The organism is Amycolatopsis sp. WAC 04182 (genome assembly GCF_003947465.1).
Taxonomy (GTDB): Bacteria; Actinomycetota; Actinomycetes; order Mycobacteriales; family Pseudonocardiaceae; genus Amycolatopsis.
Window position 1 is genome coordinate 461579 of record NZ_QHJJ01000001.1, and the last position, 26162, is coordinate 487740.

22 protein-coding genes and 2 tRNA genes are annotated in these 26162 nt (G+C 68.1%); 7 read left to right on the top strand and 17 right to left on the bottom strand.

What is annotated here, in order from left to right; translation table 11 throughout:
- Positions 1-486 precede the first annotated feature (486 nt).
- A complete protein-coding gene (locus DMH01_RS02200; protein ID WP_125673445.1) occupies positions 487-1695 on the top strand; it encodes a serine hydrolase in 1209 nt (402 codons plus the stop codon).
- Positions 1696-1715: 20 nt separating this feature from the next.
- Here DMH01_RS02200 and DMH01_RS02205 read toward each other — a convergent pair whose 3' ends face one another.
- The 3 genes from DMH01_RS02205 to DMH01_RS02215 form a co-directional block, all read right to left on the bottom strand.
- The gene (locus DMH01_RS02205; RefSeq protein ID WP_125673446.1) at positions 1716-2078 is read right to left on the bottom strand and encodes a hypothetical protein; all 363 of its coding nucleotides are present in this window, start codon (positions 2076-2078) and stop codon (positions 1716-1718) included.
- Positions 2079-2599: 521 nt separating this feature from the next.
- Positions 2600-3511 (bottom strand): universal stress protein, encoded by a 912-nt coding sequence (locus tag DMH01_RS02210; protein ID WP_125673447.1) that lies wholly within the window; start codon positions 3509-3511, stop codon positions 2600-2602.
- A 64-nt stretch (positions 3512-3575) separates the two neighbouring features.
- A complete protein-coding gene (locus tag DMH01_RS02215; protein ID WP_125673448.1) occupies positions 3576-4076 on the bottom strand; it encodes a DUF5994 family protein in 501 nt (166 codons plus the stop codon).
- Positions 4077-4262: 186 nt separating this feature from the next.
- Between DMH01_RS02215 and DMH01_RS02220 the strand changes: the two genes are divergently transcribed.
- Positions 4263-4640, top strand: a complete 378-nt coding sequence (locus DMH01_RS02220; protein WP_125673449.1) for an HPF/RaiA family ribosome-associated protein — start codon at positions 4263-4265, stop codon at positions 4638-4640.
- Here the strand turns inward: DMH01_RS02220 and DMH01_RS02225 are convergent.
- The 8 genes from DMH01_RS02225 to DMH01_RS02260 all read right to left on the bottom strand — a co-directional run bounded on the left by DMH01_RS02225 (position 4616) and on the right by DMH01_RS02260 (position 10193).
- Complete coding sequence (locus DMH01_RS02225; protein ID WP_125673450.1) at positions 4616-5407, bottom strand: GAF and ANTAR domain-containing protein; 792 nt, start codon at positions 5405-5407, stop codon at positions 4616-4618. The genes DMH01_RS02220 and DMH01_RS02225 overlap by 25 nt on opposite strands.
- Before the next feature lie 4 nt (positions 5408-5411).
- Positions 5412-6098 (bottom strand): GAF and ANTAR domain-containing protein, encoded by a 687-nt coding sequence (locus DMH01_RS02230; protein ID WP_125673451.1) that lies wholly within the window; start codon positions 6096-6098, stop codon positions 5412-5414.
- Positions 6095-7150, bottom strand: a complete 1056-nt coding sequence (locus DMH01_RS02235) for an acyl-CoA desaturase (protein WP_125673452.1) — start codon at positions 7148-7150, stop codon at positions 6095-6097. Before DMH01_RS02235 ends, DMH01_RS02230 begins: the two co-directional genes overlap by 4 nt.
- The gene (locus DMH01_RS02240) at positions 7147-8310 is read right to left on the bottom strand and encodes an AI-2E family transporter (protein WP_125673453.1); all 1164 of its coding nucleotides are present in this window, start codon (positions 8308-8310) and stop codon (positions 7147-7149) included. The genes DMH01_RS02235 and DMH01_RS02240 overlap by 4 nt, the downstream gene beginning before the upstream one ends.
- Before the next feature lie 182 nt (positions 8311-8492).
- Complete coding sequence (locus tag DMH01_RS02245; protein WP_125673454.1) at positions 8493-8894, bottom strand: nuclear transport factor 2 family protein; 402 nt, start codon at positions 8892-8894, stop codon at positions 8493-8495.
- Between the two features lie 238 nt (positions 8895-9132).
- A tRNA-Glu gene (locus DMH01_RS02250) sits at positions 9133-9205 on the bottom strand.
- 130 nt (positions 9206-9335) lie between these two features.
- Positions 9336-9407 (bottom strand) — tRNA-Gln (locus tag DMH01_RS02255).
- A 51-nt stretch (positions 9408-9458) separates the two neighbouring features.
- On the bottom strand, positions 9459-10193 hold the full coding sequence (locus tag DMH01_RS02260) for an HAD family hydrolase (RefSeq protein WP_199745381.1): 735 nt from the start codon (positions 10191-10193) through the stop codon (positions 9459-9461).
- Positions 10194-10736: 543 nt separating this feature from the next.
- Between DMH01_RS02260 and DMH01_RS02265 the strand changes: the two genes are divergently transcribed.
- Positions 10737-11975, top strand: a complete 1239-nt coding sequence (locus DMH01_RS02265) for an FAD-dependent oxidoreductase (protein WP_199745339.1) — start codon at positions 10737-10739, stop codon at positions 11973-11975.
- Between the two features lie 68 nt (positions 11976-12043).
- Here the strand turns inward: DMH01_RS02265 and DMH01_RS02270 are convergent, their stop codons facing one another.
- The 6 genes from DMH01_RS02270 to DMH01_RS02295 all read right to left on the bottom strand — a co-directional run bounded on the left by DMH01_RS02270 (position 12044) and on the right by DMH01_RS02295 (position 22013).
- Positions 12044-12814: a fumarylacetoacetate hydrolase family protein gene (locus DMH01_RS02270; protein ID WP_034315680.1), complete on the bottom strand. Its 771-nt coding sequence runs from the start codon at positions 12812-12814 to the stop codon at positions 12044-12046.
- Between the two features lie 19 nt (positions 12815-12833).
- The gene (cimA, locus tag DMH01_RS02275; RefSeq protein ID WP_125673456.1) at positions 12834-14459 is read right to left on the bottom strand and encodes a citramalate synthase; all 1626 of its coding nucleotides are present in this window, start codon (positions 14457-14459) and stop codon (positions 12834-12836) included.
- Between the two features lie 297 nt (positions 14460-14756).
- Positions 14757-15800, bottom strand: coding sequence for a 3-isopropylmalate dehydrogenase (locus DMH01_RS02280; protein WP_007031599.1), 1044 nt, complete (start codon positions 15798-15800; stop codon positions 14757-14759).
- 236 nt (positions 15801-16036) lie between these two features.
- Positions 16037-19441, bottom strand: a complete 3405-nt coding sequence (locus tag DMH01_RS02285; RefSeq protein WP_125673457.1) for a S8 family serine peptidase — start codon at positions 19439-19441, stop codon at positions 16037-16039.
- A gap of 305 nt (positions 19442-19746) precedes the next feature.
- The gene (serA, locus tag DMH01_RS02290; RefSeq protein ID WP_125673458.1) at positions 19747-21345 is read right to left on the bottom strand and encodes a phosphoglycerate dehydrogenase; all 1599 of its coding nucleotides are present in this window, start codon (positions 21343-21345) and stop codon (positions 19747-19749) included.
- A gap of 101 nt (positions 21346-21446) precedes the next feature.
- Positions 21447-22013, bottom strand: a complete 567-nt coding sequence (locus DMH01_RS02295) for a TetR/AcrR family transcriptional regulator (RefSeq protein ID WP_125673459.1) — start codon at positions 22011-22013, stop codon at positions 21447-21449.
- Between the two features lie 95 nt (positions 22014-22108).
- Here DMH01_RS02295 and DMH01_RS02300 point away from each other — a divergent pair, with 95 nt between their 5' ends.
- The 4 genes from DMH01_RS02300 (at position 22109) to DMH01_RS02315 (ending at position 26134) form a co-directional block, all read left to right on the top strand.
- Positions 22109-23017 carry a TIGR03620 family F420-dependent LLM class oxidoreductase gene (locus DMH01_RS02300; RefSeq protein ID WP_125673460.1) on the top strand — a complete coding sequence of 303 codons (909 nt, stop codon included), beginning with the start codon at positions 22109-22111 and terminating at the stop codon, positions 23015-23017.
- Complete coding sequence (locus DMH01_RS02305; protein ID WP_125673461.1) at positions 23014-23850, top strand: TIGR03620 family F420-dependent LLM class oxidoreductase; 837 nt, start codon at positions 23014-23016, stop codon at positions 23848-23850. Before DMH01_RS02300 ends, DMH01_RS02305 begins: the two co-directional genes overlap by 4 nt.
- Positions 23834-24790: an ankyrin repeat domain-containing protein gene (locus DMH01_RS02310; RefSeq protein WP_125673462.1), complete on the top strand. Its 957-nt coding sequence runs from the start codon at positions 23834-23836 to the stop codon at positions 24788-24790. The genes DMH01_RS02305 and DMH01_RS02310 overlap by 17 nt, the downstream gene beginning before the upstream one ends.
- A 402-nt stretch (positions 24791-25192) precedes the next feature.
- Positions 25193-26134 (top strand): NADP-dependent oxidoreductase, encoded by a 942-nt coding sequence (locus tag DMH01_RS02315; RefSeq protein WP_125673463.1) that lies wholly within the window; start codon positions 25193-25195, stop codon positions 26132-26134.
- Positions 26135-26162: the final 28 nt, after the last annotated feature.

Consider the following 26162-nt stretch of genomic DNA (forward strand, 5'->3'; position numbering starts at 1 on the left):
TCCCTGAAGCGGGGTGCACATAGTGCGATCCTGTGCAGTGGATCAGCCGACATTCCCGGCCTCGCCAGGAAATAGCTGAAGAGACAAGCGAAGCATGAATCGCGCACGCTCGTATATATTCGGTGTTGCCCCCACAAGCGCACCGCGAATTCAGCGAAACATCCCCAGTTCCACCCCCGTCGAGTCAAAGTATTCCCGGCGATCACGATCGGCAAGTGACTGGCGGCAAGTTCCCCGGGATGGCCCAATGCCGGTCCCCGATCGGATGACGGGTGTCCGGCGGGTCGCCTGCCGCATTCGCAGCGTTCCCTCTTCGAAAATGTGGAAACACGCGCATGCGCCGTGTGCCGGCAGGAGAACCGCGGTACTGACCATCGGCAGCCGTGCGGCGGCGCCGTGTCAGCGCCGTGACTGCGCGGTGTCAGCGCGGCCGGTGATCGTGGTCCCAGTTCCATGACCAGGCCATCCCGACCGGGGAGTTCGAAAATGCTCAGGAGAACCACGAACGACAGGGGCCGGACGCCGCGGCTCTTCCGGCACATCGGAGTCACGGCGGCGGCGGTCACGCTGCTGGCCGGGGCGGCCACGCCCGGGGTGGCGAACGCCGACCAACGCCGTCCGGACCTTCAGAAGGCCGTCCAGGAGTTCGTCGACGCCGGTTACGCCGGGATGCAGCTGCGCGTGCGCGACGAACGGGGCGAGTGGACCGGCAGTGCCGGGGTGCGCAAGCTGGGCCAGGCCGCCAAGCCGTCCACCGACGGCCACTTCCGCATCGGCAGCACCACGAAGACCTTCACCGCGACCCTGGTATTGCAACTGGTGGCCGAAGGCAAGGTCGGCCTGGACAAGCCCGCGGCCGCCTACCTGCCCGAGTTCGCCTTGAACCCGGACATCACGGTGCGGATGCTGTTGCAGCACACCACCGGGTTGTTCGACTTCGTGAGCGGCGGAGTCTACGACGGCGTCTACGTGCCGGGAATCCCTTGGCAGGGCAAGGAATGGGTCGAGAAGCGGTTCCACACCTACCAGCCGGAGGAACTGGTCCGGTTCGCGCTGTCCAAGCCGCCGCACTTCACGCCGGGGACGAGCTGGAGTTACTCCAACACCAACTACGTGCTTGCCAGGCTGCTGGTGGAAAAAGTCACCGGCCACCACTTCGCCGACGAACTGGAGGTGCGGATCCTGCGGCCGCTCAAGTTGGAGGGCACCTTGTCGCCGGGCGCCTGGCCGGGGATGCCCAGCCCGTACGCCCACGGCTACTACCGCTACGAAGACGAGGCCAAGCAGTGGAAGACGATCGACGTCACCCGCCAGAATCCGTCGTGGGTATCCAGCGCGGGTGACATGATCTCGACCACGCAGGACCTCCAAACGTTCTTCTCCGCACTGCAGAGCGGAAAGCTTCTGCCCGCCCCGCTGGTGGCCGAGATGCGAAAGACGCGCTCGGACAGCGCAGGCCTCTACGGCCGCTACGGCCTCGGGCAGTACGTGCAGAACACGGGGCTGGGCTGCGCCGTCACCGTCCTGAACCACAACGGCAGCAACAACGGCTACGGCGCGCTCATGTACAGCACGCCCGACGGCAGCAAGACCATGACCGCCTCGATCACCATGGGCGACGCCGCGATCGACCAGGCGAAAGTATTCCCGGCCGAGCTGAAAAAGCTGCTCGACGTGGTGTTCTGCGGCAAGTAGAACGCCAGGCAGCGCCGGATTCACGGCGCTGCCTTGAGCGGCACCCCCGCCTGACTGATGGATACGGCATGCGAGTCGGGATCGCGAGTGGTGATCCGGCCACCGGGCGCGCAGGCCGGATAGCCGACCGGGCTGGTGTCGATGCCGTCCGCACACAGGCGACCGCACAGATGCAGAAGGTTACCGGTTCTCAGGTCGGGAACACCGTCCCCGGAGCGACCATCGCTGCCGTGTTCTTCCAGGACGAACAGGGTATCGGCGTTGCGCAGCTGCACCCAGCCAGCACCGGACAGCCGGACTTCGCAATCCAGGGCGAGGTAGAACCTCAGCGATCGCATCAGCTGCACGGCACGAATACGCCGCGCACTCACGGAAATCGACATGTCCACAACGATGCTCCTGACGCCACGGGTTCGGGTACGACCCGCCACGGTCTGGAGCGGTGACGGCACAGCCACGGTGAGACCGGGACAGGTGGCCGTCGGCACCTACCGTCGCATCCACCGGCTCAGGACGCAACCAAGCGTCGATGTCACACCGGTGCCGTTTCCGCGTGGGAATGTCTCCCTTTCCTTACGGGGCAAGGGTGGCTCTCGGTCGCGACGCGCGGAGTCGTGGCCATCCGCCGCGCCGAGTCGACCCGAACGTGTCAGCATGCGTTACTTGTCCACTTCGGACCGGCACTTCCCGACAATGCCGTTCTGCGGCGGCACCATCTCCAGGTGCCGCCGCAGATCGGGACCGCGGGCCCACTGGTCAGCAGGTGCAGATGCCGCCGTTGTTGATTCCGGCGATGCCGTTACCGCCCGCGAAGCCGCCGGCACCGGACGGCGTGGCGATGGTGTCCGCCCCGTCGTTGATGGTTCCGGAGTTCCCGAGGCCGCCGGCGCCGAGTCTTGCCGCTTCACAGTTCCGCGTCGAGGCGATCTCCCCGGATGACGGCGACGGGACACTCGGCGTGGGCGATCAGCGCCTGGCTGGTCGACCCGAGGAGCATGCCCTCGAATCCACCGCGCCCCCGGCTGCCGACGACGAGAAGCCGCGCCCCCACACCGATTTCGAGCAATGTGCGGACAGGCCTTCCCTTGCGGACGACGATCTCGACCGGAACCTCCGGGTACTTTTCCCGCCAAGGAACCACCTGCTCCTCGGTCGACTTCCGGTCGGCGGCCTCGATCTCGGCCGGATCGACGGCGAGGAAACGCGGCCGGATCGCGCCGTGGTCGACCAGTTCCGACCAGGTCCGGACGACGACCAGGTGAGCGTTCCACAACCTCGCTTCGTCGAACGCGAACCCGAGGGCGGCCTCGCTGACCGGTGAACCGTCCGTGCCCACGACGACCGGCCCCGCCTGAGGCGCGGCACCGTCCGGTCGCCGATCCCTGGCCACGACGATCGGGCAATGGCCGTGGTGGGCGAGCGCGACCGCGGTGGAGCCCACCAGCATCCCGGTGAAACCGCCGAGTCCTCGCGATCCGAGCACGACCGCCGTCGCCCTCGCCGACTCCTGGATCAGGGCCGCCGCCGGATTCCACTCGCGGAGCGCGGTCTCGATGACGAGATCCGCATGCCTGGCGAGCACTGCTTCCTTCACCTCGGAAATCCATGCTCGGCCGCGGCTCTCGAAACCCTCACGGACCCCTTCGAACGAGGGGATCACCCCCGGCATCTTCACGACCGGGATCGTGAACACGTGGACGAGCCGCAAGGGCAGCCCGCGTTTCGCGGCCTCGTCCGACGCCCAGATCGCGGCGGTCCTGGCAGACCGTGACCCGTCGATCCCAGCGACGATGGATCTCTCCGTGCCGACCGGCATTTTCACTCCTCATGCGTTGGCTTCGTTCGACGATGGGCCCTGCCGTCCGGCGGCATCCGGGAATTCACCGGCCTGCTCCGGCGACGTCGCCACGACCGCCTTCGGATTCCCAGCAGGAGAGGGCGTTCTCCAGTGCGAGTGGCATGCCGGACCCGTCGAGGAGGGTCTCCGGGCAAGCCACGTTGTTCTGCCCGGAGGCCGCCGCCAGCACCCGCCCGGCAGCCACCGGATCCGCCTCCGGAGGGATCACGACGAGGGTGACCCGCCGCATGTTCCCTCCGGTCACATGCACGACATGGACGTTCTGCGAGCCGATTCCCTCGAGTTTGACCAGCCGCCCATGGCAGATCAGCTCGCGAACCGTGACCTCCCAGGCCGACGGCGGGAACGCCACCCGCCACACCGGGCCGATCGGGCCGTTGAGCGCGATGGCGAGTTCGGGCACTTCGGCCGTCAGGTCACGGGACCGGGGCCACCAGGCACCGTCGACGAACCCGCTCTCCGAGTTGCGGGGCTTGAGGCTGAGCCGTTCACCTGCATCGCGGGCGAGGGAGTCGGCGCGCATATCCGGGTCCGGTCTCCGGCCGGGAAGGCCGGCGTAAATGAAGAGCCGAAGGTGACATCGGTCGTTCTCCGACGCGCGGAATACTTTCGGTGTTTCCATGGTACACGGGAAAAACGTGCTGCCACGCGAACGACGTAGAGTCGAGCGTATCCCGCAATCATTTGCGGGCAAACGGAAGAAGGCGACATGACCGCCGATCGGAAAGACCTGGGCCTGATCATCGAACGGCTCCATCTCGGTGCCGGATTCTCCGCCTCCGAACACGATTGGGTCGCCGAACGGCTGGCCGCGCTCGGTTCCAGGCTGCGTTCCTTCAGCGAAGGACAGGTCGACCTCGAAATCAGCGTCAAGGACCGGCGCGGGGCGGGACAGCAGCTCACTCTCGAATGCCGGCTCCATCGCTTTCCCGGCCTGCATCTGGTGGCCGGTTCTTCGGCGCCGGATCTGCCGGTCGCGCTCAACGAGGTCCGCACCGACATGATCCGCCAGGTCGACCACGCCAAGACCCGCACCGAACCACGGCACAACCGCGCGCTGCGTCAGGAGCGCGACCGCGAGGCGTAGGCGAGGATCGCGTCGATGTCCGCGGTGCCGTCGGCGACCTCACGGGACACGTCCGCCAAGCGCAGATGGTGGCTGCGAGCGTAGCCGCGCAGGGCGGTGAAGGCGGTCTCCATGTCCGGATCATCGCTGCGTGCGGACAAGACGCCCTTCGCCTGTTCGATGATCACCCGGCTGTTCAGCGCGGACTGCAGTTGCTCGGTGAGGAGTTCGCCGCGGACGATGGCGCGGTGCTGCAGCAGCCCGATGGTGGCGACGTCGGCGAGGGCCTGGCTGAGCGCGGTGCGATCGGCGTCTTCCCGCACGGGTTCGGTGTGGAGCAGGGTGAGGCTGCCGATGACCATCCGGCGCAACCGCATCGGGACCGCTTCCGCGGCGCGGAATCCGGCCGCCGCCGCCGCGGCCGCGAACCGGGGCCAGCGGATGGCGTCCTCACGGAGATCGGTGCTGCGCACCGGACGGGCGTCACGGAGGCAGTCGATGCACGGTCCGTCTTCGGCCTGTACCGCCAAGCTTTCCAGCAGCCCGGCCCGTTCGGAGGACGCGGCGGCCATCCGGAGCCTGCCCTGGGAATCGACCAGTACGACACCGGCGGCGGACACCTCCATCAGCCGCACGCACTGTTCGACGAGGGTGCGCAAGAAATCCGCTACGTCGAATTCGGTCACCAGGGTGTCGGCGAGTTCGACGAAGGTGCGCGCGAGCAGCCTTTCCCGCCCCACGGCCGCCGCGGTGCGATCGTCCGCGATTTCCGGTGGTTTTCCTGTCATGATTTCATTCTCCCGTCTCGAGAACCAGTTCGCGCCGCACGATGCGCCCGCCCACCTCGTTCAGCGACAACTGGTGGGCATAGGCGTACGCGCGAATCCTGATGAGGGCTTCTTGAAGACTCACGTCGAGGTGGACGGTCACGATGCCGGTGGCCTGATGCACCACGCTGTGCAGTTCGCCTTGTCCCAGCAGCCTCGCGCCCTGTGCCGCGTCGGTATCGTCCAGCAAGGCCACCGTCCCCGCCTCCGCCAAGGTGAGGGCGCCGGAAAGCCGTGGCGCGCTGAGCGGGCCCGAGGTGGTGCGGTACAGGTCCAGCACACCCAGGCGCGCGGCGCCGACCTGTAACGGGAACGAGAACACCGCCGCCACGCCGAGTCCCGTCGCCCCCGGCGCGTAGGCGGGCCACCGGTCCTGCTCGGCGTCGAGATCCGGCACCAGTACCGCCTCACCCGAAACGTAGGCGTCCACGCTCGGTCCCTCGCCCACCGTCAGCTGCAGATCTTCCAGGTGTTTCCCCGCCTCTCCGGTGGAGTGCACCAGGATCTGGGTGCCATCGGCCGAGGCGCCGGTCATCACACTCAGCCCGGCCCCGGAGACGGCCAGTTCGGTGACGCACAGTTCGCAGATGCGCCGTACCAGTTCGAGACCGCCGTCGGCATCACCGAGAAGCGCGAGAAGCCGGTCGGTCATGGCAAGGCGAGGCGGAAGATCTTGCGGATGACCGAGCCGAGCTGTTTCGACAGCGGGCCGGTGTTGTAGGGCAGGCCGTGCTTCTCGCAGATCTCCCGCACCTCGGCCGCGATCCTCGGATAGCGGCGGGACGGGATGTCCGGGAACAGATGGTGCTCGATCTGGTGGCTGAGGTTCCCGGACAACAGGTGGAACAGCGGGTTTCCGGTGATGTTCGCGGAGCCGAGCATCTGGCGCAGGTACCACTGCCCCTTGCTCTCGTTCTCGCTCTCCTCTTCAGTGAACACCTCGGCGCCGTCGGGGAAATGCCCGCAGAAAATGATCGAAAACGCCCACAGGTTGCGGATCAGGTTCGCGCTGACGTTCGCCGCCAGGGTCACTGGGAACAGCGGCCCGGTCAGCGCCGGGAAGAGCAGATAGTCCTTGCTCGCCTGCCGCCCCACTTTGCGCAGCATCGGGCCGAGCAGCGGGCGGACGTCGGCCCATGACCGGCGGCCTTGCACGATGCGGTCCGCTTCGAGGTCGTGCAGCATGATGCCGTACTCGAAGAACAGCGCCTGCGCCGCCGCGTAGAGCGGATTGCCGAGGTAGTACGGATTCCACTTCTGGTCTTCGGTGATCCGGATGATGCCGTAACCGACGTCGCGGTCCTTGTCGAGGATGTTGGTGTAGGTGTGATGCATGAAATTGTGCGAACGACGCCACTGCTCACTCGGGCAGACCATGTCCCATTCGAAGGTCCGCGAATTCAGCGTCGGATCCTTCATCCAGTCGTACTGACCGTGCAGGACGTTGTGCCCGATCTCCATGTTGTCCAAGATCTTCGACAACGACAGTGCGCCCACACCGGCGATCCACGCCGGCGGGAACCAGCCCGCGAACAGCAGCAGCCGTCCCGACACCTCACTGAGCCGTTGCACCGCGACGACCCGGCGGATGTAGTCGGCGTCGTCCTCGCCGAGATCCGCCACCACCCGCTGTCGCAGCGAATCCAGTTCCTTGCCGATGAGCTCCACCTGGCTCTGGTCGAGTCGTCGGGTCGTCGTGGTCATGGGGCGTCTCCTTGGTCGGGTTCGGGTGGGCCGGACTCCGCGGGTCTGCTCGCGTGGACGTCGGCCGGGTCGACGTTTTCGTCGGCCTCGCTGCGCAAGGACCGGATGGCGGAATTGAGCACCGCCAGCAGCGGGACCGCCAGCAGAGCACCGGCGATACCGCCGACGAGCAGCCCGGTCGCGATGGCCAGCACCACCGCGAGCGGATGGAGCTTCACCGCACGTCCGAGCAGGAACGGTTGCAGCAGATGGCTTTCCAGTTGCTGGACGACGAGCACGACGCCGAGCAGGATCAGCGCCGGGACGAGACCGTTGGCGACCAGCGCGATCAGGACCGCGACCGTGCCCGCCACCACCGAGCCGATGATCGGCACGAACGCGCCGAGGAACACCAGTGCCGACAAGGGCACGGCCAGCGGCACACCCAGCACGGCCATGCCGATACCGATGCCGACCGCGTCCACCGTGGCGACCGCGATGGTCGCCCGCACGTAACTGACGAGCGCCGCCAGGCTCCGCCGCCCGGCGACGTCGGCCCGGGTCCGCGTCGCGGCGGGCGCCGCGCGCAGCAGGAACGCCCAGATCCCAGGCCCGTCCGCGAGCAGGAAGATCAAGACGAACAACACGAGCAGCGCCTGCGCCAGCACTCCGCCCACCGTCGCCGCCGTGCTCAGCGCGCCGGAGGTCAAGCCGGTCCGGGAATTGGTCAGCGTGGTCACCAGGTCGTTGACCGAATCCCGGAGCTGTGCGGCGCTGAGGTGGAGCGGACCGGTGGTGAGCCAGTTCGCGATGGCGTCAACGCTCGTCGTGAGCTGGACCCGCAAGGCCGGCAGGCCGTTGACGAACGTGAGCACCACGAAGGTCAGCAAGCCGCCCAGCACCGCGAGCCCGCCGACCAGGACCATCACGACGGCGAGACCGCGGGGAACCCGGTGACGGGCGAGGAAGGTCACCGCGGGTGCGAGCATCGCGGCCAGCAGCAAGGCGATCGCCACCGGCACGACCACCGCGGCCAGAAAGCCGGCGACCAGACCGAGGACGTACAGGGTCGCGCCGACGACGAGCAACCGCCACCCGAACTCCGCGGTCACCCGCAAAAGGCGCGGGACCACCAGCCGGGCATCGTCGGGAACGTTCGGCTCGTGCCGGGGATCGGCCATGAGCAGGCCTCTCGTGCGCTGCGGACGGCTTGTCGGCTCATTCGGTCGTCACTGTGACGACACCGAACGTGCGCCGCCGGGTCCGGAGCGGTCCTTCAGATCATCGGGCGATGGCCGTCCTGCTCGTGAAGGCAACGTTGTGCTGTCTTCGACGATAGTCCCCTGTACCCCGGAACGCCGGGTCAGGCCGTGGCCGACGAAAAGTCCATGATGCCGGTGGCTTGCGACCAGACACAACGCCACGTGCCGCCGTCATGGGTGTAGACGTCGGTGTGCCAGGCCTCGTGGCGCGGGATGTCCGCGCCGTCGACGGTGAGTTCGATGAAGCACCGGTAGCGGAGGACGACGACGTCGGTGCCGACGATGGCGTCCACGTCGCCGGCCGGCTCCAGTTCCCGGTAGGCGACGCGCCCGGTGGTGAGGAGTTCCAGGTATTCGGCCTTGGTCCACACGGTGCCGGTCGGGTTGCACAACCGGTATTCCGCGGCGTGCAGCCGGTCGTAGGTGCCGCGATCCACGTCGAGGAGACACTGGATCCGGTCCCGCTCGGCCTTGATCACTCGGCCGGCCACATCGTCGGTCATACCCGCTCCTGTTCACTCGTCCGGTTCCGGTCGGCGAGAAGTCTCCGAACTCGACCGTACGTCCATTTTGGAAGCCGACCCGGCCACAGTGGACGACACCGTCTCCAACGACAGGGTTTGAACCGCTACCAGAGCAAATAACCTGCGACGGCGGGAGCAGGAAAAGGATCAACGACGCGATGCCGGCTCCTGAAACAGCGAAAAGCGCCGATCGAAATGATCGACGCTTTTCGCGAAGTACCCCCGATGGGATTCGAACCCACGCTACCGGCGTGAGAGGCCGGCGTCCTAGGCCGCTAGACGACGGGGGCTAGGAACTTCCTCCTTCAGAAGGAGGTTTTCAGTTGTTCACCTGCTGTGTTGCTGTGGAGAAACTTACCAGACCGGGTTTCCCGCCTTCGCAGGGGGGTCACTCTGTGTTCACTCCGGAGAGTTCTCCAGCTGGGGTACCAGGACTCGAACCTAGACTAACTGGACCAGAACCAGTCGTGCTGCCAATTACACCATACCCCAGTGAGGTACCGTTCCGATCTTGACCGGCTCGGTGCCGCACGAGAAAGAATACTAGAGCACGCCGTTCCGCACCGTGAAAGCGGGGGTCTCCGTAGCGCGCTGGGCGGGGACGCCGAGCTTCGCGAACTCGGAAACGAGCAGCTCAGGCAGCTCGTCGAGGCCGGCGATGGTGTGCACACCCGCCGGGGCGCGCTCGGCGATGCCGTCCCGGTCGAGCCAGACGGCGCCGAGGCCGGCGTCGCGTGCGCCGATGGCGTCGGTGTCGAGCTTGTCGCCGACATGGACCGCCTGGGCGGGGTCGCAGCCGAGGCCGAGGCAGACCGAGTGGAACATCGCCGGGTCCGGTTTGGCTACTCCGAGTTCACCGGCGATGGCCACGTGGTCGAAGAACCGGGCGAGTCCGAGGTCGGCGATCTTCTTGCGCTGATGCGCGCCGGAGGCGTTCGTGACGGCCGCGACGAGGACGCCCGCGGCTCTCAGCCATTCCAGGCACGGGAGGACATCTTCGAACAATTGCCACGAACGCGTGAGAATTTCACGACGGCGTCTTTCGAAGCCCTTGACCTGGTCTTCGTCGGCCAGAATGCCGATCTCGGCGAGGAAACATTCAGTACGCTTGTGATGCATGGTCGCGTAATCGATTTCGCCTGCCACCACCAGCGCGACATGCTCTTCGGTGATGAGATCCCATAGTGGCCAAAGGTCGTTCTGGCCGGTGAGCGCGCTCAGGCTGTACCGGATCGCCGCCGTGCAGTCGATCAACGTGTCATCGATGTCGAGGCACACCAACCGTAACTCCGGCGGCTCCCACGGCGCTCCGTCCGGAGCGTCCGGCGTGGTTCGTGACGGGGTCCGGGGCACGAGAGCGAAATCCACCAAGTGAGGCTAGGGCACTCAGCGCGATCGCGACTCTGCCGATGAGGTGATTAAGGCTGGTCTGTTCCGGCGCGGGCACTCTACTCCCAGTTGGTGAGATGACGTGTTTTAGTTACCGGACAACGGCTAACGCGGGCGGGCGGGTGAAATACCGGCACCCGGCGCCATGACCGATTCACGGCGCGCACACCCTGTGACGACAACGAAATCCTTACCCGGCTTCGAGTCGTGGACCGTCCACATGGGCATTTCCGCGATCGCCGTCCTTCCGGGACTTTCCCGCCCCACGTCTAGTCCTTTTTGGACAGTCAACCCCGGCACCCGGACCGGTGAGACCCGGGTCATAGCCCGAACGGCGTATCCGCCCGGATGGCGCTTGACGAGCACGTCGGGCGGGTGCATGCTGAGCTTATTCAACAGACGATGAATAAGGGTTTCGAAGGGGTGGGACGGATGAACGAACGCACGAACTGCGTGGTCGTCGGCGGTGGCCCCGCGGGCATGGTCGCCGGATTGCTGCTGGCCAGGGCCGGGGTCGAGGTCACGGTGCTGGAGAAGCACAAGGACTTCCTGAGGGACTTCCGCGGCGACACCGTGCACCCGTCGACGTTGACGTTGCTCGACGAACTGGGCCTCGGGGAGAAATTCCTCAGCCTGCCGCACAGCGAGATCTCCTACGCCGGATTCCCGGCCGAGGACGGCACGATGATGCGCCTGGCCGACCTGACCAGGCTGAAGGTGGCGCACCCGTACATCGCGATGGTCCCCCAATGGGATTTCCTGGACCTGCTCGCCGACGCCGGCGCGAAGGAGTCCAAGTTCACGCTGCGGCAGAGCACGGAGATGACCGGGCTGATCTTCGAGCAGGGCCGGGTCAGCGGCGTCCGCTACCGCGACGCTGACGGAAAGACCGGCGAACTACGCGCCGACCTGGTGATCGCCGCCGACGGGCGCTGGTCGCTGGCCCGCCGCGAGGCCGGGCTGACGACGAAGGACTACCCCATCCCGTTCGACGCGTGGTGGTTCCGGATCTCGCGGCGGGACGGCGAACGCGAGGGCATGCTGACCCCGAAGATGCGGGATCGCCGCTTCGCCGTGCCGCTGCCGCGCAAGGGCTACTTCCAGATCGCCTATCTCAGCCCCAAGGGCCGGGATCTGCGCGAAAACGGTATCGAGGCGTTCCGGGAGAACGTGGCCGCGATCCTTCCCGACCTGGCCGACCGGGTCGACGAGCTGAAGACGACCGACGACGTCAAGTTCCTCGACGTCAAGATGAACCTGCTGCGGAAGTGGCATATCGACGGGCTGCTGTGCATCGGTGACGCGGCGCACGCGATGTCGCCGGTCGGCGGGGTCGGCATCAACCTCGCGGTGCAGGACGCGGTCGCGGCCGCCACCCTGCTCGCCGAGCCGCTGCGCCGGGGCAGGCCGTCGGTGACGGACCTGGCGAAGGTCCGCAAGCGCCGTCTCGCGCCGACGATGCTCGTACAGGGACTGCAGCGCATGCTGCACAAGAACGTCATGAAGCCGGTCATGGAGGGCAGGCGCAACGGTCCGCCCGCGGTGATGGTGAAGCTGTTCGGCCGGTTCCCCGTGCTGTCCTACGTCCCCGCCCGGCTGCTGGGCCTGGGGCTGCGACCCGAGCACGCCCCGGCCTTCGCGCGGCGGGCGATGGAACCGGCCGGGAGCTGACGGGTCACGAACGCCATGAAAGGTCCTTTCCTTGCAAATTTTGCAAGGAAAGGACCTTTCATGGCGCGCTAGATGTCCTGCACCGGGTTGGTCAGCGTGCCGATGCCTTCGATGGTGATCGAGACCGACTGGCCGTCCTCGATGGGGCCGACGCCTTCGGGCGTGCCGGTCAGGATGACGTCGCCGGGCAGCAGGGTCATCACGCCGGACACGAACTCGACCAGCTCGGGGATCTTGTGCACCAGGTCCGACGTCCGGCCGTCCTGCTTGAGGACACCGTCCACCTCGGACTTGAGCGCGAGGTCGGCCGCGTCGAGCGAGGTCTCGATCCACGGGCCCAGCGGGCAGAAGGTGTCGAACCCCTTCGCCCGGCCCCACTGGCCGTCGGACTTCTGCAGGTCACGCGCGCTGACGTCGTTCGCCACGGTGTAGCCGAGGATCGCGCTCGCCGCACGGGCGGCGGGCACGTTCTTGACCGGCTGGCCGATGACGATCGCCAGTTCGCCCTCGAAGTCGACGCGGCCGACCCCGCGCGGACGGCGGATGGGCGCGTTCGGGCCGATCACCGTGGTCGACGGCTTGATGAACAGCATCGGGTCCTGCGGGACCTCGTTGCCGAACTCGGCCGCGTGCTTGGCGTAGTTCCGGCCGACCGCGATCACCTTCGACGGCAGGATCGGCGCGAGCAGCCGGACGTCGGCGAGCGGCCAGCGTTTGCCGGTGAAGTTGGGGTTGCCGAAGGGGTGCTCGGCGATTTCCAGTACCTGGGCGTCGTCGCCGTCCCCTTCGATCGAAGCGAACGCGACACCACCGGGATGAGCAATTCGGGCTAGACGCACTCCCCCACTGTACGACTCCTCACGCCGGGCCTTCCCTGAGGGACTTGTGCACGAGCGCGTCGCACAACGCGAGCCAGCTCGCCTCGACGATGTTGCCGTGCACGCCGACGGTGGTCCATTCCCGTTCGCCGTCGCTGGTCTCGACGAGCACGCGCGTGACGGCGTCGGTGCCCGGGTGACCGGGCAGGATCCGCACCTTGTAGTCGGCCAGTTCCACAGTGTCCAACCAGGACAGATGCGGGCTGAGCGCCTCGCGCAGGGCGGCGTCGAGCGCGTGCACGGGGCCGTTGCCCTCGGCGGTCGCGATCACGCGCTGCCCGGCGACGTGCACCTTCACCGTGGCCTCGGACACGACCTCGCCGTCGGACCGGTGGTCCAGCACGACCCGGTACGACTCGAGTTCGAACGGCGGTTCGTCGAGGACGTCGCTCTGCGGGCCGTCGACCTCCCGCCGCAGCAGCAGTTCGAGTGAAGCGTCCGCGGCTTCGAAGGACCAGCCTTCGGATTCGAGCCGCTTCACCTTCCGGACGGCGCTCGTCAGCGCCTCGGGCTGGCCGGCAAGGTCGACCCCGAGCTCACGTCCCTTGAGCTCCAGGCTGGCCCTGCCGGCCATCTCGGTGACCAGTACCCGCATGTCATTGCCGACCGAAGCTGGATCGATGTGGTTGTACAGCAACGGATCCACCTTGATCGCGCTCGCGTGCAGTCCCGCCTTGTGGGCGAAGGCCGACGCCCCTACGTAAGCCTGGTGGGTGTAGGGGGCGATGTTCGCGATTTCGGCAAGGGCATGGGAGACCCGGGTGAGCTCGGCGGCGCCTCCGGTCGGGAGCACCTCCATACCGAGCTTGGTCACCAGATTTCCCGTCACGGCGAACAGATCGGCGTTACCCGCCCGTTCGCCGTAACCATTGGCGGTGCACTGGACGTGCGTCACGCCGGCCTGCACGGCGGCGACGGAATTCGCCACCGCGCAGGAAGTGTCGTCCTGGCAATGGATTCCGAGCCGGAATCCGGTCCGTTCCTTGACCTCGCGGACGGTTTCCGCGAGCCCGAGCGGCAGTTGGCCGCCGTTGGTGTCGCACAGCACGGCGACGTCGGCGCCCGCGTTCACTCCCGCGTCGAGCACCTTCAGCGCGGTGTCCGGGGAGAACGCGTAGCCGTCGAAAAAGTGTTCCGCGTCAAGGAAGACGCGACGTCCTTCGCCGACGAGGAGAGCGACGGTGTCCCGCACCATCTCGCACGCCTCGTCGACATCGACCCGCAGTGCGCGCTCGATATGGCGTAAGTCCGATTTGGCCACCAGGGTGATCACCGGCGCCTGGGAATCGAGCAGCGCCCGCACCTGCTGATCCTGCTCGGCCTTGGCGCCCGCCTTCCGCGTCGCGCCGAACGCGACGAGCGCCGCGTGGCGCAGTTTCAGTTCGCCCGAAGCGGCCCGGGCGAAGAATTCCGTGTCCTTGGGCAGCGCTCCCGGCCATCCGCCTTCGATGAACCCGACCCCGAGATCGTCGAGCAGCCTCGCCACCGCCAGTTTGTCCGTGACGGAGTAGGAGATCCCCTCGCGCTGCGCGCCGTCGCGCAACGTCGTGTCGTAGAGGTGGAAGGCGTCGCCGAGCGGTGTGCCGTCGGGCTCCGTGCGAGTCACGGGGAACTCCTCATGGTGGTGGCAAAACGTGTTCAGGCAACAAAAAAACCTCCCGCATGGGTGCGAGAGGTTGCGCGCCGGGGGCTCTTGTGGAGCTGTTATCCGGCGCGCTCGGCGATAATGATGGTGCAGGAGGTCACGGACGCATCATGGCACACGGCCCGACGGGCGTCCACAAGCCGGGCGGAACTTCCCACGGGCTGGGAGCGGGCGAAGGGACTTTCCCCTCGTCCGATGCGACAAAGGGGCCCTTCACCGCGTGAGATGCGGTGAAGGGCCCCTTCAGCCCAAAAGGAACTACTGGGTGACCGGGCGCACGTTCGACGACACCAGCGCCGCCAGCCGGTCGCCGATCGCGTGCGTCGCGCCGGGCGACGCCTGGTCGCGGGTCGCGAGGTCGAAGGCCACGGAGGCCTCGATCCGCCGCGCCGCTTCCTTCTGTCCCAAGTGGTCCAGCAGCAGCGACACCGAGAGCACCGCGGCGGTCGGGTCGGCGAGACCCTGGCCCGCGATGTCCGGCGCGCTGCCGTGCACCGGCTCGAACATGCTCGGGTTCCGCCGGGTGATGTCGAGGTTCCCGCTCGCCGCCAGCCCGATGCCGCCGGTCACGGCCGCCGCCAGGTCGGTGATGATGTCGCCGAACAGGTTGTCCGTCACCACGACGTCGAAACGGGACGGGTCGGTCACCAGGTGGATGGTCGCGGCGTCCACATGGGAGTACGCGACGGTCACCTCCGGGTGCTCCAGCGAGACCTCTTCGACGATCCGCGACCACAGCGAACCCGCGTACTCCAGCACGTTCGTCTTGTGCAGGAGCGTCAGGTGCTTGCGGGGCCGCGCCTCGGCGCGGTTGAACGCGTCGGTCACCACGCGCCGGACGCCGAACGCCGTGTTGACGCTGACCTCCGTCGCGATCTCGTTCTCGGTGTCCTTGCGCAGCAGGCCACCGTTGCCCGCGTACGGGCCTTCGGTGCCTTCACGCACGACGACCATGTCGATCTCGCCCGCCTCGGCGAGCGGACCGCGCACCCCCGGGTACAACCGCGCGGGGCGCAGGTTCACGTGGTGGTCGAGCTCGAACCGGAGGCGCAGCAACAGCCCGCGCTCCAGGATGCCGCTCGGCACCGTCGGGTCGCCCACCGCGCCCAGCAGGATCGCGTCGTGCTGACGGAGTTCACCGAGTACCGACTCCGGGAGCAGCTCACCGGTGGAGTGCCACCGGGCGGCGCCGAGGTCGTAGTTCGTGATCTCCGCCGTCGGTACGACCTCACCGAGCACCTTGAGCGCCTCGGAGACCACTTCGGGCCCGATCCCGTCTCCTGGGATCACCGCGAGCCGCATCCACACACCTCCGTAGACCAGGCCACCGGCAGTCCGGATGGCCCATCCGCAAGAAAACGCCAGCAGCGGAAGGTTACCGGCCGTAGCCCGGTAGCCGTAGCCGCACCACCCTTATGCCGGAATCTCCCACAGAGCGAGACAGCCGAAAGGGTGAATACAAGAAGGGACGCCCTGGCGGAAAGCATGCCGCCAGGGCGTCCCTCACCTCATCGAACGCGGATTACCGCACTACCGCGTCAGCCCACACCGATCGGCTGACGTCCGGTGTGCCGCCCGCCGTTGCCCGGCCGGTCGACACCGGTGTCGCCGCCGCCGGCGTTCGTCTGGATCTTCACCACGTTCGCCCGGTTGCCCGAGGCGTTGTGGTGCTCGATCGCCAGCAGGCCCAGCACGGTGTCCTGCGCGGCCGCGTTGCGGTTGACCACCAGCGCCGTGCCCGGCTTCGCGACGTAGCCCAGCGCGGAGTCGCCGCCGCCCTGGACGGTGTACGCGGGAGCCAAGGCGTCGAACGAAAGCGGCGTGCCGACGTAGTCGATCGTCGACGAGTCCGCACCCGGCGCCGCGTAGAACCCGGAGGTCCCGACGGTGTAGCTGATCTTGTGCGAAGCGGCGTTCGGGTCGATGCCCAGTGCCGCGATGCTCACCGGCAGCACGACGACGTTGGTGTCGTACACGTTCGTGTCGACGTCGCCGAGCTGGCCGTTGATCGGCTGGATGTCCACCTGCGGGAAGCCCGGCTTCAGCGCCACGGTGACCGCCACGAGGACGTCGGTGGACGTCACCTTGGTCACATAGGTCTCGAAGTCCGGCTGCCCGTCGCCCGTGGTGTCGATGTCCACGAACGGCGAGGTGTTGCTGCCCAGGTTGGCCAGGTCGCTCCAGGTGGTGAGACCGAAGGCCAGCAACGCGTTCTCCGGCTCACCCTGCGCCTTGGCCAGCGGAGCCGTCGACGCGGCGCCGATGTAGCGCAGGTCGGCGCCCTTGGCGGTCTGGTTCAGGGTGCAGTCGGTGGTGACGTCGCCGTCGCATTCGGGCAGCTGCGGGGATTCCGCCTGCAGTTCGAGCACGCTGATCAGCGAGCGGTACCGCTGCGAACCGGTGCCCTGGTCCACGCCCTTGCCGGTCAGGTTCAGCACGGCCTGGTTCTGGCCGGCGCCGAAGTTGACGTTGCCCGGGGTGTTGATGGACGAGACGGGCTTCGGCGCGGAGTACACCGAGAGCCGCAGCGGAACGGTCGTGCCGCTCTTCGGGGTGAACGCGATCCGGCCGGAGGCGTCCGCCACGAACTGCCGGGCGAGGCCGACCTGCGTGGTCGCCATGGTCGGGTCGATGACCTTGCGGAGCGCCTTGGGGTCGGCGATCTTCAGGGTGACCTTGACCAGCGCGATACCACGCGGGCTCAGCTTCACGGTCGGCTTGTCCACTGTGTACTCGACACCGGGGAGCGCGTTCACGGCTTCGTAGCCCACCGAGTACTCGACCGGCTTGATGCCCTTGTTGACCACCTTGACCGTCTTGGTCAGGGTGACCGGGCCGCCCGCTTCGACGACGCCGAAGTTGACCGAGACGAAGCCGGGGTTGTCGACGACGTAGGCCAGGACCTGGTTGTCCAGCGCGGCCTTCGCGTCGATCCGGCCGCTGCCGACGCGCTGCGGGCCGTAGACCCGGCCCGACGCGTCACGGATGTCATGCCCGGCGGTGTTGATGACCGAGGCCTTGACCTCCTCGACCGACCAGTCCGGGTGCGCCTGACGGATCAGGGCGGTGATACCCGAGGTGTGCGGAGCCGCCATCGACGTCCCGGAGATGACCAGGCGACCGGCCCCGCTTCCGCTCAGCGCGGACGCGATCGAGTCACCGGGCGCCGCGACGTCCGGCTTCACGGCCGGGCCGCGCCCGCCACGCGAGGTGAACGAGCTCGGGGTGTCCACAATGGACTGGTCGGTGGTCGGCACGGACACGCGGCCCTTGCCGGTCATGCGGACCTGCAGCGTTCCCGCGGTCACCGCGGGACGGATCGAAGCGGTCGCGCTGCCGGTCAGCTGGAACGTCGGCAGGGCCGCGTTGCCCGCGATCCCGGCCGAGAAATGCTCCAGCGTCGACGAGAACAGCGCGCCCTTGGCACCGGCGGCCTGCGCGTTGTTCGAACGGGCGCCCGAACCGCAGGCGCGGGTCGCGTCGTTGTCGTCCCATTCGAGGAACACGATCTTGCCCGCGGCCTTGGCCTTGTCGGCCTCGGAGTACGGCTTGCAACCGGCGGCGTTGTCGGCCGACAGCGTGACCACCGGCGCGGTGACGTCGAGCGTGTCGTAGGTCGCGTAGTTCTGGCTGAACTGGCCGGTCTTCGCGCCCTTCACACCGTCGGGAGCGACGGCTTCGACGGCGTCACGCAGGACGGACGCGTCACGGCTGCTGGCGACGGTCAGTGCCTCGGGCGTGTTGCCCGGCGCGCCGCCGACGTCGTTGAGGTCGCCGCCGTTGCCCGCGGAGAACACCGGGACGACGTTGTTCGCGGCGATCTTGCGCACGAACAGCGAGTCCGGGTCGTCCGGGGTGGCGAAGTCGCCGCCGAGGGAAAGGTTGACCACGTCGAGGTGATCGGTGAAGTCGCCGTCACCGTCCGGGTCGAGCGACCAGTCGAGCGCCTGCGAGGTGACGTTGGTCGAGCCGTCGCAGCCGAAGACCTTGATCGCGTACAGCAGGGCCTTGGGCGCGGTGCCCGGGCCGATCTGCATCGCCTCGAGCTTCTTCTTGTTCAGTTTTTTGTAGTCACCGGTGAAGGTCTTGCCCGCTTCGTCCACACCGAATCCGGCGACCGTGCCCGCGACGTGCGTGCCGTGGTGGCCGCACGAGATCGGGTTGGGGTCCGGCTTCGGGGTGTTGAGGGCCGGGTCGTCGCTGCCCGAGTCGTAGGCGTCGCCGACCAGGTCGATACCGCCGACGACCTTGTCCGTCGGGAAGGCGGGGGTGGCCTGGTCACGGTTGATCGCGTTGTACGCCTCGGCCGTGCCCGGACCGCCGAAGGTGGCGTGGGTGTAGTCGATGCCGTCGTCGATCACGCCGACGCGGATGCCGTCGCCGTAGCGGCCGGTCTGCTGCCAGGAGGCGAGCGTGTTGGTCAGCTGGACCGCGCTGGAGTTGGTGCGGGTCTTCGGCACGACCTTCTTGACCGAAACGACGTCCGGCCGCTTCGCCAGTTCGCGGATCTTCGCCGCGTCGGCCGTGACGACCGCGCCGGCGACCGCGTTGGAGGTCTGCGTGACCAGCTGGGTGCCGGCGTCGGCGGCCTTGAGCTGCCCGACGACGGAGTTCACCGTCGCGGCGGCGTCGGCCTTGGCGTCTTTCGCGGCCTTCTTGGCCTTCTCCTTGCCGGCGCCCTTGTTCTGCTCGGCGTTGAAGGCGTCGACGGCGGGCTGCTTGGCCAGCTCGACGAAGGCGGTGATCTTGCCTTGGGCGGCCTTGAGCTTCGGCTCGACCTTCCCCTGGAATCCGTTACGGTCGATCTTCGCCGGCGTGACGCCGTCCGCGAGAGGGACATCCTGCGCGGCAGCGGACGCCCCGGTCACGGACGTCACGAGCAACGCGGCGAAGACCGCGGCCGACGAGCGGATCGCCCATCGGGGTACGCGGGATCTGTTCATGAGTACGTGCCCTCACTCGAGGCCTGGACTCGGAACCTGCCTGCCGCTCGAACACACCCCCGACGGTGAGCCCCGGCGCCGCGCCGTGCCCTTGACGACGCGATGGTTCGGCCTCGCCGGAAGAACCTATCGGCCCATCCGCCCGACTTCAGTAGGCAATTTTCACCGTTATTGAATCTTGCTCTGCGTTCTCGCGAACCCCGCACATACAACGAACGCACTTAGTCGACTAATTGCGAAAAAGTACATGAAGGCCCCCTTCCTGTACCTAGGCGCAAGGAAGGGGGCCTTCATGTACTCGGAGGTCAGCCGAAGTTGACGGCGCGAATCGTGTGCGCGCCGACGGTGGCGCCGATCGGCTCCAGCAGATGCGAGTCGACGGAACGGTCCACGCGCAGCAGCATGACCGCGTCCGCGCCGTCGGTGGTCTGGCTGATCTGCGCGGCCTCGATGTTGAGCCCCGCCTCGCCGAGCAGCGTGCCGACGCGGCCCATGATGCCCGGGCGGTCCGGGTATTCGAGCAGCAGCACATTGCCCTCGGCGCGCAGATCGAAGTGGCGGCCGTTGACCTCCACCAGCTTCTCGACCTCGTCCTTGCCGGTGACCGAACCGGAGACCGAAAGGGTGGTGCCGTCGGCGTGGACCGCGCGGACGGTGACCAGGCTGCGGAACTTGGGGCTTTCGGTCTCGGTGACCAGGTCGACCTGCACGCCCAGCTCTTCGGCCACGCGCGGCGCGTTCACGAAGGTGACCTGGTCCTCGACGACGCCGGAGAACACGCCGCGCTCGGCCGCGAGCGGCAGCACGCTGACATCCTCGGTGGACAGCTCGCCCTTGACCACGACGGTGACCGAGGCCGGGGCCTTCGGGTTCAGCGCGGTCAGCAGGGTGCCGAGCTTCTGGGTGAGCGAAAGGTACGGCCGGACGTGCTCGCCGACCGTGCCGCCGCCCGCGACGTTCACCGCGTCCGGCACGAAGTCGCCGCGCAGCGCGAGCAGCACGGACTTCGCGACGTCGGTGCCCGCGCGGTCCTGCGCCTCGGCGGTCGACGCGCCCAGGTGCGGGGTCACGACGACGTTCGGCAGGCCGAACAGCGGGCTTTCGGTGGTGGGCTCGGTGACGAACACGTCGATACCGGCACCGCCGACGTGGCCGGAGCTGACCGCGTCCGCCAGCGCCTGCTCGTCGATCAGGCCGCCGCGCGCGGCGTTGACGATGATGACGCCCTGCTTGGTCTTCTTGAGCGCCTCGGCGCCGATCAGGCCCTTGGTCTCCGGGGTCTTCGGCAGGTGGATGGAGATCGCGTCGGCGCGCTCCAGCAGCTCGTCCAGCGTGACCAGCTCGATGCCGAGCTGCGCGGCGCGGGCGGCCGAGACGTAGGGGTCGTACGCGATGAGCTTCGTGTCGAACGCGGCGAGCCGCTGCGCGAACAGCTGGCCGATCTTGCCGAGGCCGACCACACCGATGGTCTTGCCCTGGATCTCGACGCCCGAGTAGGCGCTGCGCTTCCACGCGCCACCCTGGAGGCTCTGGTCGGCGGCCGGGACCCGGCGGGCGACGGCGAGCAGCAGGGCGACGGCGTGTTCGGCGGCGGAGACGATGTTCGACGTCGGCGCGTTGACCACCAGGACACCGCGTTCGGTGGCGGCGGGGACCTCGACGTTGTCCAGCCCGACGCCGGCGCGGGCGACGACCTTGAGCGAGGTGGTGGCGCCGAGGACCTCGGCGTCGACCTTCGTCGCGGACCGCACGAGCAGCGCGTCCGCCGTCTTCACGGCCTCGAGCAGCGCGGGGCGGTCCGTGCCGTCCACATGCTGGACCTCGACCTCGTCGGAGAAGACGCTCAACACGGAGGGCGCGAGCTTCTCGGCGATGAGGACGACGGGCTTGTTCGGCTTGGTCACGATACGGCTCCCACTATCTGGTCTGTGCCTGCGACTCACTGTTGACGGTCACGCCGTTGTGCCCGGTTGCGCCGCAGTTTAGACCTGGTTACAGGGGATTGTTAACTCGCCCGTAATCCCGCGAAAACGAGATCGAGGAGCCGTTCGAGGCCCTTGTCACCCGAAAGGTGTTCGCTGGCCCAGGAAAGCGCGTGCAGCATGACCAGGATTTCGGGCACTGTGACGTCCGCCCGGAGCTCCCCCGCGGCCTTCGCCCTTTCCACCAGGTGGGACACCTGGTCCCGCATGGCGTGACAGGACGCGTAGAGCGGCGAAGTCTCGTCGTTGAGGACGTCGACCATCAGTTCGGGTAGTCCGCGGTAGCGCGCCGACTGTTCACCCATCCCGGCGAGCCAGGCCTTCAGCGCGTTCAGCGGCTCGGGTGAGTCGAGAAGTTCGCGGGCCGCCTCGGCCTGCGTGTCGAAGCCTTCGCGAAGCACCGTCTCGACGAGCGCTTCCCGCGTCGGGAAGTGCCGGTAGAGCGTCCCGATGCCGACACCGGCCTGGCGCGCGATCTCTTCCAGCGACGCCTCGACCCCGTGCGCGGCGAAGGCACGCCTCGCCTCTTCGAGGAGGCGCTCGTAGTTGCGCCGGGCATCCGCCCGCAGTGGCTTCTTCTCGGTGTCCATCGCGCTCCCGAGCTTAGTCTCGACAAATCGGAGGCTGCCTCCGTATAGTCGGCCAGGTAAACGGAGGCAGCCTCATGTTAGCTGGGGAGACGAGAATGACCTTGCTCGAAGAAACCCGGGAGCGGCTGGGCCCGGTGGGTGTCTGGCTGCCGGTCGGCATGTTCACGCCGACACCGGAGGAGGAACGGCGGGCGATACAACGGCTGGAAGAGCTGGGTTACCGCACCGTGTGGGGTGGTGAGGGGCCGGGGAACCGGGAGCTGTTCGCGTACAGCGCCATCACACTCGCCGCCACCGAACGGGTGGTCGTCGGCACCGGGATCGCGAACATCTGGTCGCGGCCCGCGTACACCACCCACAGCGGCGGACGGACGCTCGCGCAGGCCTTCCCCGGCCGGTTCGTGCTCGGCGTCGGGATCGGACACTCGCATCAGGCGGAGAAGGCGGGTTCGGACTACCGTCCGCTCGAACAGACCCGGGAGTACCTCGTGGCCATGGCCGCGGCGGCGGAGGAATTCCCTCCGCCGGTGCCGTTCCCGCGCGTCCTCGCCGCCGTCGGGCCGAAGATGCTCGAACTCGCGCGGGAACTGACGGACGGCGCACACCCGTTCGCCCAGCCCTTCGAGCACACGCCGTACGCCCGCGAAATCCTCGGCGGGGACAAGCTGCTCATCCCCACCCATTCGGTGCTGCTCAGCGACCGCGAACAGGCGCGGGCGAGCGTGGCGCGGGATATCGGACTGATGAAGCAGTACGGCATCCCGCACTACTTCAAGGGCTGGAAGCGGCTCGGCTACACCGACGCCGACATCACCGAGGTCAGCGACCGGCTCGTGGACGGGCTGACCGCCTGGGGCGACGAGGAGCGGATCGCCGGGCGGATCAAGGAACTCGTCGACGCCGGCGCGGACACCGTGCTCGTCAACCCCGTCGGGGACGATCTCCGGTCCATAGTGGATCAGCTGGAACGGCTGGCCCCGGCACTGACGGCGGTGACCCGATGAGCGTCGGGATCTGGACGTTTTCGTTCGACGGCAAGGAAATCGATGAAGTCCGCGAGGCAGCCGCGGAGGTCGAGGAACTCGGCTTCGACACGCTGTGGTTCGGGGAGTATCTGGGACGGGAGGCGTTCACGCAGGCAGGACTGCTGCTGGCGGCGACGTCCCGGCTGACCGTCGCCACCGGTATCGCGCGGTTCTCCCACCGGGCGCCCGTCGCCGCGGCCGCCGCCGAACGGACCCTCGCGGAGGCCTATCCGGGCAGGTTCATCCTCGGCCTGGGCGGTCATCTGCCGGGCGCGAAACCGCTGGAGGGCATGCGCGGCTATCTCGACGAAATGGACAAGACCGATCTGTCCACACCGGACTCCCCGCGCCGGCGCTTGCTGGCCGCACTGGGGCCTCGGATGCTGTCGCTGGCAGCGGAACGCGCGGACGGGGCGCATCCTTATTTCGTTCCTGTCGAACACACCGCTCTCGCCCGGGAGATCATGGGTCCGTCGGCTTATCTGGCCGTCGAGCAGGCCGTCGTCGTGGGATCGGATCGCGAGATCGCGCGGCGGCACGTGTCGACGTACCTGGACCTGGCCGCCCACCATCGGGCGAATCTGCGGCGGTTCGGCTTCACCGAGGAGGACTACGGCTCCGACCGGCTCGTGGACGCGCTGGTCGCCGTCGGGGAGGACGAGATCGACGCCCGGGTGCGGGCGCATCTGGACGCGGGCGCGGATCACGTCTGCCTGCAGGTCCTGACCGGGGACGACCGGATCCCGCTGGCCGAATGGCGGGTTCTGTCGGGGGTCGGGGGTAGCGTGCGGGAGCGTGACGTCACCGGCTGAGCTCGCCTTCGAGAAAGCACGGGAGCTGATCGACGCGCGCGACCTCGCCGGGCTCGCGCGCCTGATCGGTGACCTGCCCACCCTCGTCCACGCACACGGGAAGAACGGGAACGACCTGCTCGGCATGGCCGCGGCGACCCGCGACGAACGGGTGGTCCGGATCCTGCTCGACCACGGCGCCGATCCGGCGTCGGCCAACGTCCACGGCTGGACGGCGTTGCACCAGGCCGGATACGTCGGGCTGCCGCTCCTGGTCACGATGCTGCTCGACGCCGGCGCGCCGGTCGACGTCCCGGCGCGGGGCGACGGCGGGACACCGCTGGTGGTCGCGCTGTTCTGGGGACATCGCGAGGCGGCGGAGCTGCTGGCTTCGCGCAGCGTCTCCCCCGGCAACCTCCGGGTGGCGGCGGGCCTCGGCCGGGCGGACCTGCTCGACGAACTGCTCGCCCCGGACGGCACGCTCTCCCCCGCTGCGGGCGCGCATCGCGAATTCCACCGGCCGCACAGCGGTTTCCCGGAATGGCAGCCGAGCGACGATCCGGCCGAGATCGTCGACGAGGCGCTTTCGTGGGCCGCGCGGAACGATCGCTCCGATGCCGTGCGGATCCTGGTGGCGCGTGGCGCCGATGTGGACGCCGACGTCTACCGGGGCACGGCGCTGACCTGGGCCGCCGCTCAGGGCAAGGCTTCGGTGATCACAACGCTGGCGGAACTCGGCGCATCGGTGAACCGCCAGGGCACCTTCGGCGGGCTTTCGCACGGGGAAGGCGTCACGGCGCTGCACCTCGCTGTGCAGGGAGGGCATGTGGACGCGGTGCGGGCTCTGTTGGCGGTGGGGGCCGATCCTTCACTTGAGGATTCGCTGTACGCGTCGTCGGCTTTGGGGTGGGCTGAGCATTTCGAGCAGACGGAGATCTTGGCGGTGCTGCGGGACGCTTGAGCCCGCTCGCGCACGCGTCGCGAAAGCCACTTTCGGGACGTCTGATGTCCCGAAAGTGGCTTTCGCGACACCCTGGAGAGGCGTGAAGGTCACGCGCCCCCCGGCCGACCGCCGGGTGTCGGCAGGCGGGCGAGCAGGTGAATCGCCACTGTCGCTCTTCCCGCCGTGGCCATGGCGGGTGTCGCCACGGTGCCCATGTTGCGAAAGCCACTTTCGCAACGTTGAAGGTTGCGAAAGTGGCTTTCGCAACGCCCGCGGCAAGCGAGACGGTCACGAAGGGCACAACCGGGCCTCACCTCGTGCACCCAGCACTCAAGACATCCGCGCGGCTGTCCCGATCCTGACGCCTCCTGGCCCGCCCGGACCTCGCCGAAAGTACGACGCGCGCCGAACAATGAACCCATGCGAGCGATCAGCCAGAACCGCCTCGGCGGCCCCGAAGTCCTCGAACTCGTCGACGTCGAACGACCCGTCCCCGGCCCGACCCAGATCCTGGTCCGGGTGCACGCCGCCGGCGTCAACCCGGTCGATGGGAAGACCCGCGAGACCGGCGGCATCGGGCCGATGGGCGACCCGCCGTTCATCCTCGGCTGGGACGTGTCCGGCGTGGTCGAGGAGGTCGGCGCGGGCGCGTCCCTGTTCTCCCCCGGCGACGAGGTCTTCGGCATGCCGTCGTTCCCGTTCCAGGCCGGCGCGTACTCCGAGTACGTCGCCGCGCCGAGCCGTCACTTCGCGCGTAAACCGTCCACTTTGGACCATGTGCACGCGGCCGCGGTCCCGCTCGCGGGGCTGACCGTCTGGCAGAGCCTCGTCGACACGGCGGACATCCAGCCGGGGCAACGGGTGCTGATCCACGCGGCGGCGGGCGGGGTCGGGCATCTCGCGGTCCAGATCGCCAAGGCGCGCGGCGCGTACGTGATCGGGACGGCCAGCGCGGCCAAGCACGACTTCCTCCGCGGCCTCGGCGCGGACGAGCTCATCGACTACCGCACGACGGACTTCGCCGAGGAGGTCCGCGACGTCGACGTCGTCCTCGACACGATCGGCCAGGAGTACGGACCGCGGTCGCTCAAGACGCTTCGCCGCGGCGGCAGGCTCATCCAGCTCACCCGCACGAACGACGAGCGGGTGCCGGAGTTGGCCGAAGCCGCTGGAGTCACCGCCGGGTTCACCCTCGCCGAGCCGGATCGCACCGGACTGCTCGCGCTCGCCGGACTCGTCGACAGCGGGCGCCTCAAGCCGACGATCGACACGGTGTTCCCGCTGGAAGAGGCCGCGAAGGCCCACGAACTCGTGGCCGCCGGGAAGACCACGGGGAAGGTCGTGCTGGCCATCGCGGAGTGACCAGTGGACAAGCGGAGTCTGCAGTCCG

What these genes read in the sequence shown, in the direction of transcription:
- DMH01_RS02245 (WP_125673454.1), bottom strand. Translation starts at nt 8,894, where the DNA reads ATGACCGACGATGTGGCCGGCCGAGTGATCAAGGCCGAGCGGGACCGG.
- DMH01_RS02200 (WP_125673445.1), top strand. Translation starts at nt 487, where the DNA reads ATGCTCAGGAGAACCACGAACGACAGGGGCCGGACGCCGCGGCTCTTC.
- DMH01_RS02240 (WP_125673453.1), bottom strand. Translation starts at nt 8,310, where the DNA reads ATGGCCGATCCCCGGCACGAGCCGAACGTTCCCGACGATGCCCGGCTG.
- DMH01_RS02280 (WP_007031599.1), bottom strand. Translation starts at nt 15,800, where the DNA reads ATGCGGCTCGCGGTGATCCCAGGAGACGGGATCGGGCCCGAAGTGGTC.
- DMH01_RS02220 (WP_125673449.1), top strand. Translation starts at nt 4,263, where the DNA reads ATGACCGCCGATCGGAAAGACCTGGGCCTGATCATCGAACGGCTCCAT.
- DMH01_RS02215 (WP_125673448.1), bottom strand. Translation starts at nt 4,076, where the DNA reads ATGCGCGCCGACTCCCTCGCCCGCGATGCAGGTGAACGGCTCAGCCTC.
- DMH01_RS02295 (WP_125673459.1), bottom strand. Translation starts at nt 22,013, where the DNA reads ATGGACACCGAGAAGAAGCCACTGCGGGCGGATGCCCGGCGCAACTAC.
- DMH01_RS02265 (WP_199745339.1), top strand. Translation starts at nt 10,737, where the DNA reads ATGAACGAACGCACGAACTGCGTGGTCGTCGGCGGTGGCCCCGCGGGC.
- DMH01_RS02225 (WP_125673450.1), bottom strand. Translation starts at nt 5,407, where the DNA reads ATGACAGGAAAACCACCGGAAATCGCGGACGATCGCACCGCGGCGGCC.
- DMH01_RS02315 (WP_125673463.1), top strand. Translation starts at nt 25,193, where the DNA reads ATGCGAGCGATCAGCCAGAACCGCCTCGGCGGCCCCGAAGTCCTCGAA.
- DMH01_RS02235 (WP_125673452.1), bottom strand. Translation starts at nt 7,150, where the DNA reads ATGACCACGACGACCCGACGACTCGACCAGAGCCAGGTGGAGCTCATC.
- DMH01_RS02210 (WP_125673447.1), bottom strand. Translation starts at nt 3,511, where the DNA reads ATGCCGGTCGGCACGGAGAGATCCATCGTCGCTGGGATCGACGGGTCA.
- DMH01_RS02285 (WP_125673457.1), bottom strand. Translation starts at nt 19,441, where the DNA reads ATGAACAGATCCCGCGTACCCCGATGGGCGATCCGCTCGTCGGCCGCG.
- DMH01_RS02300 (WP_125673460.1), top strand. Translation starts at nt 22,109, where the DNA reads ATGACCTTGCTCGAAGAAACCCGGGAGCGGCTGGGCCCGGTGGGTGTC.
- DMH01_RS02205 (WP_125673446.1), bottom strand. Translation starts at nt 2,078, where the DNA reads ATGTCGATTTCCGTGAGTGCGCGGCGTATTCGTGCCGTGCAGCTGATG.
- DMH01_RS02230 (WP_125673451.1), bottom strand. Translation starts at nt 6,098, where the DNA reads ATGACCGACCGGCTTCTCGCGCTTCTCGGTGATGCCGACGGCGGTCTC.
- DMH01_RS02305 (WP_125673461.1), top strand. Translation starts at nt 23,014, where the DNA reads ATGAGCGTCGGGATCTGGACGTTTTCGTTCGACGGCAAGGAAATCGAT.